Here is a 13,616-nt window from a genome sequence, read left to right as displayed (position 1 = left end):
GGGGGTGCAAGGATGCGTGTTATGGTTATTGGCCGCGGCGGGCGTGAGCACGCGATCGTGTGGGCCTTGAAGAAGAGCGAGAAAGTGAAGCATCTCGTCTGTGCGCCGGGTAATGCGGGAATTGCGCAGCTTGCTGAGTGCGTCGATATCGCAGAGAGTCAGTTCGAAGAGCTTGCGCAATATGCGCTCGATCATGCAATGGACCTTGTGGTCGTCGGACCAGATGATCCGCTGGCAGCTGGAATTGTCGATGTCTTCGAAGCGAAGGAGATTCCGGTCTTCGGGCCGCGCAAGAATGCAGCGATTATTGAAGGCAGCAAGACGTTCATGAAGGATCTGCTGCGCAAGTACAGTATTCCGACAGCCGCATATGAGAAGTTCGATAATTACGAGGATGCCCTTACCTATTTGCGTCAGCAGTCCGCACCGATTGTCATCAAGGCGGACGGATTAGCAGCGGGTAAAGGCGTGATCGTCGCGCAGACGATGGAAGAAGCGGAGCAGGCACTGCAAGAGATGATGGTCGGCAAAGTGTTCGGCAATGCCGGGAACCAAGTCGTCATCGAAGAATTTATGGCAGGCCAAGAAATGTCGATCCTCGCCTTCGTCGATGGAGAGACGGTTCGTCCGATGAGTCCGGCACAAGACCATAAACCAGTTTATGACGGAGATAAAGGGCCGAATACAGGCGGAATGGGGACGTATTCACCATTGCCGCATATTCCGCAGTCCATCATTGACGAGGCGATTGAGACGATTGTGATTCCGACAGCCAAAGCCATGGTCGCCGAAGGTCGTCCATTCCGCGGCGTCTTGTTCGCAGGTCTAATGATTACTCCGGATGGTAAGCCGAAGACGGTTGAGTTTAATGCACGTTTTGGCGATCCTGAGACGCAAGTGGTGCTGCCGCGCCTGAAGACGGATCTCGTCGATATTTTCTTGGCCGCTGTGAACGGAACCTTGCATGAGCTTGAGATCGAATGGAGCGAAGAAGCGGCGGTATGTGTCATCTTGGCTTCGGGCGGCTACCCAGCATCGTATCCCAAAGGATTGCCAGTGAAGGGGCTGGATGAAGTGCAGGAAGCGCTCGTGTTCCATGCGGGGACGGCAACCAATGAACAGGGGCAATTTGTAACGAACGGTGGCCGCGTATTTGGTGTTGTAGGCCTCGGAGCGACGATTGCTGAAGCACGTGCCAAAGCATATGCCGATGCTGATCGGATTCAGTTCGAAGGCAAGCAGAATCGTTCGGATATTGCGAATAAAGCGCTCGTCTAGTCAAGATCACTCTTTGCGGAACAATTGAGTACGGTTCTTATACACGTAAATAGCAGCATACAGAACGATGAGAATCAGTACTATTGGCTGCCAATATGCACGTAGAAAGTCTAGAAAAGTCATAGTCGACGGACGCTCCTCTGTGAACTGGGAATTGCCCCTATTGTTACCGATCCGGGGCATAACTATCCAGAGCACCTAGTTGATCGGTTGAAGCTTAAGCAGATGCTTAAGCTTTTTTTTCTTGTCTCCATGCATAGAATGAGGGACTCTTTTGCCACACTAGCGAAGAAGCAATGAACAGCATGCTAAAGTGGGGTGATGGAGAATGGAGCGTTATGACGTGAACTACGGTGAGCAGGATGAGTCGGTAACGGCTGCTCAAGAGGTTCAGAGTACAGCGGATGCGACGGATGCTGTTACCTCGGAAGTGGACCAAGCAGGTGTAGAAGTCAATCACAACGATACGAATTTCTTGTTGAAGCAATTCTATGGGATGTACGAGTAAGCTTGTAGACTTACGCGATGTCCTGGGACAAAGCCAATGGATCTGACTCCTAAGGGTCAGGGCATTGGCTTTTGTTGTTCTTGGACATGACGTACAGTAACCGCAGGCCGATAGCCAAATAACTGGCGGAGCAGCAGGGCGGCGAATCGAAAGACGATTTCTGCGAGGATGATCGCACCGACCGCATCCAATAAGGCATGCTGCTTCACGAAAAAGGTTGAAATGATGATCGACCATGAAATCGAACCAATAATCATTTTGACGGAGAAGGGGATGGCATGACATTTTCGCGCTCCGATCCAGAGCAGATAGCTCGTCAATACATGAATGCTGGGGAAGCAGTTGTACGGACCATCCAGCGTATAGATCCCTTTCACCATTTGAATAAGTAGACCGCTGCCGTGAAGCTCAGGTCTTGGTACGGTCGTCTGAAAAACATAATAAATGAGGTAGCTTCCTATCAGTCCTAGGATGACAGCGAACAGCGTCTGGTAATAGATAGAGCGATTTTTAAGGCATAACAGGACGAAGACCCCAATCAGGAAGGGATACCAGAGCACATAGGGAATGATGAAGACCGGGAGGAACGGGATCGCATTGTCGAGGTCTGTCATGAGATTGTATACTTGCTCTCCGCCGTGGTTCAGCACCATGTAGAAGATATTTAGCACAGGAATGACGAGCAACCAGAGGAGCGGGAACAGGGATTGCAGACGAGTGTTTCGTTTCACGATAGATTCTCCTTTTTTGCGTGCCGCAGCACGTTGATGAATTTATCGTAACGGGAGAATCTGTAGATTCGGCAAAGAGATAACTAAAGAAAGTCTGAAGATATAGATCGCTGCCAAAAATCATTCTATATCTGTCCCGTTGACAGTGCTTGGAGGTTCATGATAATATGATTTTAATAATTCACAGTAAGTTTATCGGAATTAAAGGTTAAAGGATATGGAAGTAGGGAGATGAGCGTATGGAACGTCATATTACGATCAAACACGAGGATTTGCAGCTTGCAGGAACGATTCATTATCCGGAGGGTGTCTGCTCTGCAGGGAAGCAAGGCCATGAAGGCTTTCGGGTTCCGCTAGTTGTCATTTGTCACGGGTTCGTGGGCAACCGGATCGGCGTCGATCGATTGTTCGTGAAGACGGCGCGCGAGCTGGCGCTTGCAGGCAACCTAGTGCTTCGATTCGATTATGGCGGATGCGGGGAGAGCTCGGGTGAGTACGGAGACCTTGGACTCGAATCGATGATCGCCCAGACGCGTACGGCATTAGACTATGCGCTGGATTGCTGTGATGTGGACTTGTCGAGAGTTACGCTGCTCGGTCATAGCCTGGGGGGAGCGGTTGCGCTTCTAACAGCGGTGAAGGATCGCCGTGTGAAAAGACTCGTTATGTGGTCGGCCGTAGGCTATCCTTTTAATGATATCGTGAAAATTATTGGACGGAACGGGTATGATGAATCGAAGCTCAAAGGGAAGACGGACTACGCGGGATATAGCTTTACACCGAAATATTTCGATTCTCTCGGGCTCTATCAGCCTTTCCAAGAAACGAACAGGTTCTCAGGAGATGTCTTATTGATTCACGGGACAAGTGACGATGTAATTCCTGTAGACTATAGTTTCTTGTATGAGAAAACATTCTGGCTGCGGAGTGATGGCCGGTGCGATAAAGAAATTATTTTCCAAGCTGACCATACGTATTCGACAGGGACACATCAGACACAGGTAATTGGCAAGACGAAGATGTGGCTGCGTGCACTGGAGGAACGTAATTCTGATTGGCAGCACTGGAGTATATAAGTTCATAATGCGTGTAAGCAGGGGCTGATTTCATCGCGGATTCCTAGTACAATAGAGATTAGTTGGCATGGAAATGTTGCGTGAAGGAGTCGGCAGATGAATAGCAAACAAGAAATAGAACGTCAGATGACACAGCAATTTGAACGGGATGAGCGTATGATGATTCTCGTATTTGTACAGTGGTGCATCAACAATGATTTGGATCCTGTTGCACTGTATACGCGGGCCTATCCGCAGCAAGCGGATAATGTGGAGCTGCGCGAGGCGCTGAAGATTGCCGTAACGAAGGAAGAAGCGGGACCAATCGGTGAGCACATCGTGCTGGGCATGCTTGCAGCTTATAACAATGATGACCTCGCAGCAGTTGTGACCGAGGAAATTGCACGATTGAAGAAGTAGTACGTTATTTAGGAAAAAGAAGAACCTTCGGTTCCCTGCCAAAATGAGGGGGATCGAAGGTTCTTTTGTATTAATCGCGTCGTTTCATCTTCGCTATGAAGCTAGCCGCACCAATGACGACGATCGCTGCGTAGATGATGCCTGCCATCGAGCCGATATATTCGAGTCCTAAGGGAAGCAAAAGGGTAAGAACTCCGATCGTCACATATGCGATACCCACGGTCTTCGCAAGTTTGTCTTTATTCCCCGTAAACGTCTCTTCGCGATATCCCGCGATGAGGACGAGCATTTTCTTCACGCCAATCAAATAGCCGAAGACGATAAACAACAATCCGAGCAGTCCCATGACTAGAATCGAAGAACTCAATGATCTCACCTCGTGCTATAGAATCTATTAATTATAAGGGGAGGGACCGGGAAAGTCGAGTGTAGGGGAGGTCAGATGTAATATCAAAAAACGCCCCCCGCATGAGAAGCGGAGGGTGTATTTCCAATGTGCCATTATTGATAGCTATTCGCTCGTTCCTTACGGCCGAACAGGCGGCGGATGTAAGGGATGACGAAGTAGTCAAGTCCGATGCGGCCTGCGTTGAAGCCAGCGACGACGATGAAGATCTCAAGGATGAGCATTTGTGCGTTCGTGCTCACGGTACCTGCCATCAGGAAGGCGAAGTTCATGACCATACCCATTAAGACGGCGAATGTTGTAAATGTACCAAGGATGAGTCCAAGGCCGACTAAGAATTCTCCCCATGGGACGAGGACATTGAATAGTTTGACGTTCGGCAGTGCGAAGTGCTCTAGGAAGTTCGCGAACCAAGGTTGTACGGCAGGGTGATCGCCTCCTGCTTTAGCGATTGCGCCTTGCATAAATCCTGCGGCATCAAAGCCTCCGCCTGTGATTTTGCCCCAGCCGCCCGTGATCCATTGATAACCAAGATATACGCGGATAATGGTGAGCAGCCAAGCTGCGACGATGTTGTTTCTTAACCAATGTGTGAACATTGATACCAGCTCCAGTCCGTTTTGTTATTTATTATTGTTGTTCTCTATGGCTTAATCATACATTCAGTCTTCTCCTCAACATGTGATTTTTATCACATTATTAGCCTGAATTTGAAATTTATGAATTTGAAGTACATACTTTGTTCACATTTTCACAAGCGCAAATATCACACTTTTCCAAATACATTTTTCCATAGCTCTCAAGCGTCGAAAGAACAGACAAATCTTCCAATATATGCTTAAATAAAGACCATGGACATCGCTTATCCAAAATTTTGTCAATTGAAAGGGGTCTTCATGAAGTCGAAATCATTCTATCGAACACTCGGCATACTATGTATTCTACTGACGCTGCTTCTCAGTGCTTGCACGAGTAAAACGCCTGAAGCTGAGAGCACACCTGAGCCGCAATCCACGGAGCAGCCAGCACCGGAACAGGAATCGGGGCAAGATCCTACCAAGGCTTATATTGCGCCATTAACAGGCTTACCCACTACAGAGCCAGTAACCGCGAGGCCAATCGCAGTCATGATCAATAATATGTCCAAGGCAAGACCACAGTCTGGACTCACCCATGCGGATATGTTGTATGAAGTGCTCGCAGAAGGCGGGATTACGCGGATTGTGGCCATTTTCCAGAGCGAGAATTTCCAGGAGCCCATTGGTCCAATCCGCAGCATCCGCCCATATCTCATTGATCTTGGCGATAGCTACCAAGGGGTCTTGGTGCATGCCGGGGCGAGTACCGACGGGTATGCGGTCCTTCAACGTCAACACAAAGAACACTTGGATGAAATTTTGAACGCCGGGCCGTTCTTTTACCGGGATAAATCGCGAAAAGCGCCGCACAATCTGTACTCAACGCTAGAGAAGCTGCGTGAAGGCGCTGCGAAGAAGAAGTATAAGGCAGATGTGCCTGTGACGACGTATCCTTTCGCCAAAGAAGAGGACATGCCTGTGGGGGAAGAGGCGGCGAAAATTACGATCAACTTCCTGCTCAAGAACTATAAAGTGACCTATGATTATGATGCGACGAGCAAGCGTTACAGCCGTTCGATCAACGGACAGCCGCATATCGATCTGAATACGAAGGAGACGCTTACGGCGACGAATGTCGTTGTGCTGGGAGCAGATCATCGTACGCTAGACGATGTGGGACGCTTGGATGTGAATTTGATGAAGGGCGGAGAAGCCGTACTCTATCAACGCGGCAAAGCCATCTCTTGCACGTGGTCGCGCAGCAAGACAAGTGATGTCATTCGATTGTATAAGGATGGGCAAGAGTTGCCACTCTACCCAGGGAAGACAATTTTCAACATCGTTCCAAACACTCCAACATTTGAGAGTCATACCCAAGTGGGATAATTTGTTAAATCCGGCAAGGATTCCTTGTCGGATTTAATTTTGTCGAGCGGACTGGATAATTGTAGGCGAATATCGACAAACTGTTAAAAGAAATTCACGATTTTGTTTTACAATTCCTTTACAAGCACTATGTCACTTGTGATAAGATAACAAAGGTTATAATTCTCATTATTAAGGTAATCTAAGCAATTTGAAGCAGAGGGGACAGCGTATGTTTAAGAAGAACGATGTATTTTTTCAAAATCTGCAAAATATGGCCGATGCCATTGTCCAAGGCGCGGATATTTTTGCGAAGTATGTAGCAAAGCCAGGAGATACGACAGCTTTCACCAAAGAAATGAAAGAGCTGGAGTCGAAATGTGACGTATTCACCCATACGATTATTAAAGAGTTGAATAAGACGTTCATTACGCCGATTGAGCGTGAAGATATTATGTCGCTGGCTACCTCGCTGGACGATGTGTTAGACGGGCTTGAAGCTTGTGCATCGCGCTTTGATATGTACCATGTGAAGGAATACGATGCTTCGATCGAACAATTTGGTAAAGTGCTGCTCGATAGCGCATTTGAAATCCAAAAAGCGATTCGACTATTGTCACAGAAAAAATTGCTCGCGATTCGCGAACATACGATCCTTATTAATGACCTTGAGAACCAAGCAGACGATATTCTGCGTAAGAGTATCAAAGATCTATTCGCTGCGGTGAAAGATCCGATTGAGCTGATTAAGAAAAAAGAAATCTACGAGCGTCTGGAGCAAACGACGGATAACTGCGAAGACGTTGCTAATATTCTTGAAACCATTATTATGCGCAACTCCTAAGGTCGCGTGAACGATAGGTGAAATAAAGGAGGACAGAGTTGCGCGGGAACACCTAAATAGTGTGTTTCAAAAAGTTACCTTTTTGAAGAACCTCTAGTCGTTCTGTGCAATACATTTCTATGGATCATACAATGATCGTTTTAGGTATTGTTATCTTACTAGCTCTAGCATTTGACTTTATTAACGGATTTCACGATACGGCGAATGCCATCGCGACATCTGTCTCGACGCGCGCACTCAAGCCGCGGCATGCGATTCTGCTCGCAGCAACGATGAATTTCATCGGTGCCTTGTCCTTTACCGGGGTTGCGAAGACGATCGGGGGAAGCGTCGCAGACCCCTCCAAGCTGGATAATGGGGTAGAGATTGTAATAGCGACCTTAATCGCCGCGATCATCTGGAACCTTGTGACTTGGTGGTTCGGAATTCCTTCGTCCTCATCCCACGCACTCATTGGTGCACTCGCGGGTGCAGTCTTTATAGGAGCGGGTTCAGACAGCTTGAACTATGCCGGGTTTACGAAAATCGTAGAAGGACTTATCTTCTCACCGCTTATTGCATTTGCTCTTGGTTATATCGTGATGACGATCCTGAAGTTTATTTTCGGTCGAATGAGTCCGCATTCGGTCAATAAAGGCTTCCGCACAGGGCAGATTATGACGGCAGCGCTTCAGTCTTATACGCACGGGACGAATGATGCGCAAAAGGCGATGGGGATCATTACCTTCGCTCTTGTCTCAGCAGGAATACAAGATAATTTGGATGTTCCGTTATGGGTTAAAATTTCGGCGGCAACAGCGATGGCACTCGGTACATCTGTCGGCGGGTGGAAAATTATTAAAACGATGGGTACGAAAATCTTCAAAATCGAACCGATTAACGGTTTTGCAGCGGATTTATCGTCAGCTGCTATTATTATGACTGCAACGCTAGCGCATTTGCCCGTTAGTACAACGCATGCGATTACCTCAGCGATCCTCGGTGTAGGTTCCGCGAAGCGTTTTTCGGCGGTAAAATGGGGCCTAGCAGGTCGTATTGTCATCTCTTGGATCGTGACGATTCCGATTGCATTCGTGCTTGCGATGGCCGTGTTCAAAGTGATTGATCTATTATTTTATAGATAAATGTGGAGAGAAGCTAACCTTCGGTGAAGAGGGTTGGCTTTTTTTGTATGGCGGTGCTCCGATGCATGTGCATTCATCCTGAAATTTGCGCGAAAGTGATCTAACGAGCGAAAATAGGAGGTTTCGAGAGATTCGTGTCATTCATAACGCTTTCATGACGATTTCCAGTATTTTCAGATTCCATTTAGAACCAATTTAAGGTTTTACAAGTTGCAACGCGAGGAGTATGATACGATTCATGAACATTGCTGAGTCCTTGCACGTGCAAGGAGCGGGGGAACCAATAAGTCATGAACCTGTGGCTCGTGTGAGAGCGAGAGCAGGAACATGTGGGGTGAATCCTTGGTACAACGGTACCGAGGTAGGGTGACTCTCACCATCCGAATCCGACAGCTAACCTCGTAAGCGAATGAGAGAGGATGAAGGAAAGTGTAGACGAATGTTGGCTGCAGATGCGAAACAGATCTGTGGTTATGATGTGAAATAGATTGATGAAGCTATGAAAAATGTTTTACATGTCTTTAACGCTGAGTCTTTGCTATGGCAAAGAGCGGGGGAACCAACGGTCAGCTGAGCTGACCATGGGGTGAATCCGAGGCACCGTCTTGTACGGCGCTAAGGTAGGGCGACTCTCAAGGCCCGAATCCGACAGCTAACCTCGTAAGCGTCTCGAGAGAGGCAACTTGAACGTATTCAATGAGTGCGCAGCATGGTGATTCGCCATGCCCATTATTGAAGCCGCGATGGATAACCTCCCCCGCAGGCTTCTTTTTTTATGCCTTTTTTTAGAGGGAATGAAAAAAATTAACTTTTTTCACGTTGATTAAAATGTTGTTGAAAAGGGAGATCGACTATGAACTGGGGAATGGATTTATTGCAAATCGTGATTGTTATCGGGCTGCTGCTCTTGATCGTGAAGCCGCTCGGTACGTATATCTATCATATATTTTCGAACGAGCCGAACCGGAGTGATCGGATATTTGGTCCGGTGGAGAAAGGGATCTTCTGGATGATCGGGCTGAAGAACCGCGGCGATATGTCTTGGAAAAGATATGCGCTTAGCTTGCTCCTGACGAATCTCGTATTAACCTTGGTGGGGTTCGGCGTCTTGCTGACACAGCGCTGGCTGCCGCTCAATCCGAACGGCATTGACAATATGGAGCCGACGTTATCTTTTAATACGATTATCAGCTTTATGACCAATACGAACTTACAGCATTACAGCGGGGAGTCAGGCTTATCTTATTTCTCGCAAATGATCGTCATCATGATGATGATGTTCACCTCAGCGGCTACGGGTATTGTGGTGGCGATTGCCTTTATCCGCGGATTAACGAAGAAGGGCACAGGGCTAGGCAATTTCTTCGCGGACTTCGTGAAGGCCCATACCAGATTGTTGATTCCAATGGCGATCGTAATGACACTGGTGCTCGTTGGACTCCAAGTGCCGCAGACGCTAGACGCTACGGTTCAAGCGCACACGATTACGGGCGAGACGCAGCAGATCGCGATTGGTCCTGTAGCATCGCTCGAGTCGATTAAACATTTGGGGACGAATGGCGGCGGATTTTTCGGAGTGAACTCCTCGCATCCATTCGAGAATCCGAACCCGCTTACGAATGTGCTCGAAATGTTGATGATGTGGTGTATCCCAGCATCCTTGACGTATACGTACGGACGATTCGCTCGGAATCAGAAGCAGGGCTGGATCGTGTTCGCCGTTATGAGTATCCTGTTCGCAGCTTTCCTAAGTCTTGTGTATATCTCGGAAAGCAACGGCAACCCGGTCTTGAATACGATCGGTGCAGACACATCTCAAGGCAGTATGGAGGGGAAAGAAGCACGATTCGGGATTGCGCAATCCGCTCTATTCACGACCGTGACGACTTCGGCAACGACGGGTACGGTCAACAATATGCATGATACGTTAACGCCGCTCGGTGGTCTTGTCCCGATGTCGCTCATGATGCTGAACGTGGTGTTTGGCGGTGATGGTGTAGGGCTCGTCAATATGCTGATGTATGCGATCCTCGCGGTGTTCTTGGCTGGCTTAATGGTCGGTCGTACGCCGGAGTTCTTGGGTCGGAAAATTGAACCGCACGAGATGAAGCTGATTGCGATTGCGATTCTCGTCCATCCGCTGATCATCTTAGGCCCGACGGCCATTGCTTTCTTAACCGATCTAGGATCGGGTGCCATTACGAATCCAGGGTTCCACGGCATCTCGCAAGTACTCTATGAATACACCTCATCGGCAGCGAACAACGGCTCCGGGTTCGAGGGCTTGGCGGATAACACGCCGTTCTGGAATATGACGACAGGGATTGTGATGTTCCTCGGTCGATACGTCTCCATCGTGGCACTGCTCGGTGTAGCAGGTTCGCTCGTGCGCAAGAAATGGGTGCCTGAGACAATTGGGACATTCCGCACCGATAACAAGCTATTCGCCGGGGTGCTGCTCGGAACGGTCATTCTCATTGGTGCATTGACGTTCCTGCCTGTACTCGTCCTTGGGCCGATTGCAGAGTTCCTGACATTAGGGTAGAGATCAATTAACGAGGTGAAAGAACATGGATTCGACCATGAAACGTAAATCATTAATAACTTCAGATATCGTGAAATATGCGCTAGGCCAGAGCTTCGTCAAATTGAACCCGCTGATCATGATCAAAAATCCGGTCATGTTCGTGGTAGAGCTAGGAACGTTCATCGTCCTGCTGTTAACGCTGTTTCCATCCGTATTTGGCGCGGAAGCGAATTTCGGCTTTAACTTAACGGTATTCATTGTCTTGCTGTTCACCGTCTTGTTCGCAAACTTCGCCGAAGCGATCGCAGAAGGACGTGGGAAAGCGCAGGCGAATGCGCTGAAGCAGACGAAGAGCGACGTGATGGCGAATAAAGTGCAGCCAGGTGGTGGCGTGAAGCAAGTGCCAGCGACAGAGCTTCGTAAGGGGGATGTCGTCGTCGTATCCATGGGCGAGATGATCCCTGGAGACGGTGAAGTGATCGCAGGGCTGGCGACGGTAGACGAATCCGCGATAACCGGTGAATCTGCGCCAGTCATGAAGGAAGCGGGCGGCGACTTCAGCTCGGTAACGGGCGGAACGCGGGTTGTCAGTGACCAGATTAAAGTACGGATCACGAATGATCCGGGTGAATCGTTCCTCGATCGCATGATCTCCCTCGTCGAAGGGGCCGAGCGTCAGAAGACGCCGAACGAAATTGCGCTTAATATTTTGCTCATTACTTTGACCGTGATCTTCTTAATTGTAGTTATGACGCTAGCGCCAATTGCCAAGTATGTAGGGGTCGACTTAGAAATTCCGGTGCTGATCTCCTTGTTAGTCTGCTTGATCCCGACGACCATCGGGGGCTTATTGTCCGCGATTGGGATCGCGGGGATGGACCGCGTGACGCAATATAACGTACTCGCGATGTCCGGGAAAGCCGTTGAAGCGGCAGGGGACATTAACACAATGATTCTGGATAAAACCGGGACGATTACGTTCGGGAATCGGATGGCGAGTGACATAGTGCCCGTGGGGAAAGCCACGGTCGAAGAAGTATCCCAATGGGCTGCAGTGAGCTCCATGCAGGATGAGACGCCGGAAGGCCGTTCTGTGCTGGAGTGGGTACGAAAAGAAGGTTATGCCTTTGATGATAAAATTGCGAGAAATGCCGAGTTTATCGATTTCAAAGCCGAGACGCGGATGAGCGGCGCGGACCTAACCAATGGATGGAAGGTTCGTAAAGGTGCAATCGATGCGGTGAAGCGATGGGTACTGGATCAAGGCGGCGTGATTCCGGCTGATCTGACAGACAAAGGGAACAAGATCGCCTCGGAAGGCGGAACGCCGCTTGCAGTAGCGGTAAATGATCGATTGTTAGGCATTATTTATTTGAAGGATACCGTCAAACCGGGGATGCGCGAGCGGTTCGAACAGCTTCGCCGTATGGGCATCAAGACGATTATGTGTACGGGCGATAATCCGCTCACGGCTGCGACGATTGCGCGTGAAGCAGGTGTAGATGACTTCATCGCTGAGAGTAAGCCGGAGGACAAAATCGCTGTCATTCGCAAGGAGCAAGCGGAAGGCAAGCTCGTCGCGATGACAGGCGATGGCACGAACGATGCGCCAGCGTTAGCGCAAGCGGATGTAGGGCTCGCAATGAACAGCGGTACGATTGCGGCGAAGGAAGCAGCGAACATGGTGGATCTGGATTCCGACCCATCGAAGATCATTGAAGTCGTATCGATCGGGAAGCAGCTGCTCATGACGCGCGGTGCGCTGACGACGTTCAGTGTGGCGAACGATGTGGCGAAATATTTTGCGATTATCCCCGCGATGTTCATGTTGGCCATTCCGGAAATGCATGTGTTGAACGTGATGGGGCTCGGGTCACCGATGTCCGCGATCTTATCGGCATTAATATTTAATGCGGTTATTATTCCGCTCTTAATCCCGCTTGCGATGAAGGGTGTAGCGTATCGGCCAATGAGCGCGAGCAAGCTGCTGAGCCGGAACCTGTTGATCTATGGTCTTGGCGGCGTGATTGCGCCGTTCATCGGGATTAAAATAATAGATTTGTTCGTTCATATCTGGATTTAGCGTGGCATGGAGAGAAGGAAGGATGGAATAATCATGAATATGAATCTGCATACAAATACAAATGTTGAGGTGCCTGCCCGAACGTCGGTGGGCTCGATCATCTCGGTAGCTATACGAATAAGTCTTGTCTTTATTATCCTCTGTGGGTTGGTGTATCCGCTCCTATCCACAGGCCTTGCGCAAGTGCTGATGCCGAAGCAGGCGAACGGCAGTCTGATCAAGGACGCGAACGGTACCGTCATCGGTTCCGAGGTGATTGGGCAGATGTTCAAGGATCAGAAGTATTTCCAAGGGCGGGTATCCAGCATTGAATATAACGCAGCGAGTTCGGGATCGAACAACTATGGGCCTTCGAACCCCGATTTGTTGAAGCGGACACAGGAATCGGCGGCGGAATGGACGAAAAATAACCCGGATGTGCCGCTCAGTGAAGTGCCAATTCAACTGCTCACGAACTCGGGATCGGGCCTAGATCCGCACATATCACCAAAGAGCGCCGAAGTACAAATTCCGCGGATCAGTAAATTGACGGGGATCAGCGCAGGAGAGCTGGAGAAGCTTGTTGAAAGCCATACCGATGGCCGTGACCTGGGTGTGTTCGGGGAACCGCGTGTGAATGTATTGATGCTGAATATTGATTTGCAGAAATTAATGAAATAATGCGGATGTGTCCACTCGGTCGCTTGGATCGGGTGGA

13 protein-coding genes and 2 riboswitches are annotated in these 13,616 nt (G+C 49.1%); of the genes, 10 read left to right on the top strand and 3 right to left on the bottom strand.

Annotated features, from left to right (window positions below; translation table 11 throughout):
- The first annotated feature begins 12 nt into the window (after positions 1-12).
- The gene (gene purD, locus AC3WU2_RS26405; RefSeq protein WP_492457935.1) at positions 13-1,278 is read left to right on the top strand and encodes a phosphoribosylamine--glycine ligase; all 1,266 of its coding nucleotides are present in this window, start codon (positions 13-15) and stop codon (positions 1,276-1,278) included.
- A 328-nt stretch (positions 1,279-1,606) separates the two neighbouring features.
- Positions 1,607-1,786, top strand: a complete 180-nt coding sequence (locus AC3WU2_RS26400; protein ID WP_492457934.1) for a hypothetical protein — start codon at positions 1,607-1,609, stop codon at positions 1,784-1,786.
- 56 nt (positions 1,787-1,842) lie between these two features.
- Here the strand turns inward: AC3WU2_RS26400 and AC3WU2_RS26395 are convergent, their stop codons facing one another.
- On the bottom strand, positions 1,843-2,517 hold the full coding sequence (locus tag AC3WU2_RS26395; protein ID WP_492457933.1) for a phosphatase PAP2 family protein: 675 nt from the start codon (positions 2,515-2,517) through the stop codon (positions 1,843-1,845).
- Positions 2,518-2,756: 239 nt separating this feature from the next.
- On the opposite strand from AC3WU2_RS26395, the gene AC3WU2_RS26390 reads away from it, so the two are divergent.
- The gene (locus AC3WU2_RS26390; protein ID WP_018758451.1) at positions 2,757-3,593 is read left to right on the top strand and encodes an alpha/beta hydrolase; all 837 of its coding nucleotides are present in this window, start codon (positions 2,757-2,759) and stop codon (positions 3,591-3,593) included.
- A gap of 96 nt (positions 3,594-3,689) precedes the next feature.
- On the top strand, positions 3,690-3,992 hold the full coding sequence (gene yxiS, locus AC3WU2_RS26385) for a protein YxiS (RefSeq protein WP_018758452.1): 303 nt from the start codon (positions 3,690-3,692) through the stop codon (positions 3,990-3,992).
- Between the two features lie 70 nt (positions 3,993-4,062).
- Here yxiS and AC3WU2_RS26380 read toward each other — a convergent pair whose 3' ends face one another.
- Both AC3WU2_RS26380 and AC3WU2_RS26375 read right to left on the bottom strand, forming a co-directional pair.
- Positions 4,063-4,338, bottom strand: coding sequence for a DUF3784 domain-containing protein (locus AC3WU2_RS26380; RefSeq protein ID WP_492457955.1), 276 nt, complete (start codon positions 4,336-4,338; stop codon positions 4,063-4,065).
- 155 nt (positions 4,339-4,493) lie between these two features.
- Positions 4,494-4,997 carry a DoxX family membrane protein gene (locus AC3WU2_RS26375; protein WP_492457932.1) on the bottom strand — a complete coding sequence of 168 codons (504 nt, stop codon included), beginning with the start codon at positions 4,995-4,997 and terminating at the stop codon, positions 4,494-4,496.
- A gap of 297 nt (positions 4,998-5,294) precedes the next feature.
- Between AC3WU2_RS26375 and AC3WU2_RS26370 the strand changes: the two genes are divergently transcribed.
- The 6 genes from AC3WU2_RS26370 to kdpC all read left to right on the top strand — a co-directional run bounded on the left by AC3WU2_RS26370 (position 5,295) and on the right by kdpC (position 13,579).
- Complete coding sequence (locus AC3WU2_RS26370; protein WP_492457931.1) at positions 5,295-6,362, top strand: DUF3048 domain-containing protein; 1,068 nt, start codon at positions 5,295-5,297, stop codon at positions 6,360-6,362.
- Between the two features lie 211 nt (positions 6,363-6,573).
- Positions 6,574-7,185 carry a DUF47 domain-containing protein gene (locus tag AC3WU2_RS26365; RefSeq protein WP_379349042.1) on the top strand — a complete coding sequence of 204 codons (612 nt, stop codon included), beginning with the start codon at positions 6,574-6,576 and terminating at the stop codon, positions 7,183-7,185.
- A 119-nt stretch (positions 7,186-7,304) separates the two neighbouring features.
- Positions 7,305-8,309, top strand: coding sequence for an inorganic phosphate transporter (locus tag AC3WU2_RS26360; protein WP_492457930.1), 1,005 nt, complete (start codon positions 7,305-7,307; stop codon positions 8,307-8,309).
- Positions 8,310-8,545: 236 nt separating this feature from the next.
- Positions 8,546-8,732, top strand: a riboswitch (cyclic di-AMP (ydaO/yuaA leader).
- 92 nt (positions 8,733-8,824) lie between these two features.
- Positions 8,825-8,992, top strand: a riboswitch (cyclic di-AMP (ydaO/yuaA leader).
- Between the two features lie 182 nt (positions 8,993-9,174).
- Positions 9,175-10,854 (top strand): potassium-transporting ATPase subunit KdpA, encoded by a 1,680-nt coding sequence (kdpA, locus tag AC3WU2_RS26355; RefSeq protein WP_492457954.1) that lies wholly within the window; start codon positions 9,175-9,177, stop codon positions 10,852-10,854.
- A gap of 25 nt (positions 10,855-10,879) precedes the next feature.
- Positions 10,880-12,919 (top strand): potassium-transporting ATPase subunit KdpB, encoded by a 2,040-nt coding sequence (gene kdpB, locus AC3WU2_RS26350; protein WP_492457929.1) that lies wholly within the window; start codon positions 10,880-10,882, stop codon positions 12,917-12,919.
- Between the two features lie 33 nt (positions 12,920-12,952).
- Positions 12,953-13,579 (top strand): potassium-transporting ATPase subunit KdpC, encoded by a 627-nt coding sequence (gene kdpC / locus AC3WU2_RS26345; RefSeq protein WP_492457928.1) that lies wholly within the window; start codon positions 12,953-12,955, stop codon positions 13,577-13,579.
- The last annotated feature ends 37 nt before the right edge of the window (positions 13,580-13,616 follow it).

The organism is Paenibacillus sp. EB106-05-06-XG162 (assembly GCF_058791655.1).
This window is presented reverse-complemented; position numbering and strand designations above follow the sequence as displayed.

Excerpts from the sequence above, each read along its gene's own strand:
- kdpA (WP_492457954.1), top strand. The coding sequence starts at position 9,175 with ATGGATTTATTGCAAATCGTGATTGTTATCGGGCTGCTGCTCTTGATC.
- kdpB (WP_492457929.1), top strand. The coding sequence starts at position 10,880 with ATGGATTCGACCATGAAACGTAAATCATTAATAACTTCAGATATCGTG.
- AC3WU2_RS26375 (WP_492457932.1), bottom strand. The coding sequence starts at position 4,997 with ATGTTCACACATTGGTTAAGAAACAACATCGTCGCAGCTTGGCTGCTC.
- AC3WU2_RS26380 (WP_492457955.1), bottom strand. The coding sequence starts at position 4,338 with ATGGGACTGCTCGGATTGTTGTTTATCGTCTTCGGCTATTTGATTGGC.
- yxiS (WP_018758452.1), top strand. The coding sequence starts at position 3,690 with ATGAATAGCAAACAAGAAATAGAACGTCAGATGACACAGCAATTTGAA.
- AC3WU2_RS26365 (WP_379349042.1), top strand. The coding sequence starts at position 6,574 with ATGTTTAAGAAGAACGATGTATTTTTTCAAAATCTGCAAAATATGGCC.
- AC3WU2_RS26400 (WP_492457934.1), top strand. The coding sequence starts at position 1,607 with ATGGAGCGTTATGACGTGAACTACGGTGAGCAGGATGAGTCGGTAACG.
- AC3WU2_RS26370 (WP_492457931.1), top strand. The coding sequence starts at position 5,295 with ATGAAGTCGAAATCATTCTATCGAACACTCGGCATACTATGTATTCTA.
- purD (WP_492457935.1), top strand. The coding sequence starts at position 13 with ATGCGTGTTATGGTTATTGGCCGCGGCGGGCGTGAGCACGCGATCGTG.
- AC3WU2_RS26360 (WP_492457930.1), top strand. The coding sequence starts at position 7,305 with ATGGATCATACAATGATCGTTTTAGGTATTGTTATCTTACTAGCTCTA.
- kdpC (WP_492457928.1), top strand. The coding sequence starts at position 12,953 with ATGAATATGAATCTGCATACAAATACAAATGTTGAGGTGCCTGCCCGA.
- AC3WU2_RS26390 (WP_018758451.1), top strand. The coding sequence starts at position 2,757 with ATGGAACGTCATATTACGATCAAACACGAGGATTTGCAGCTTGCAGGA.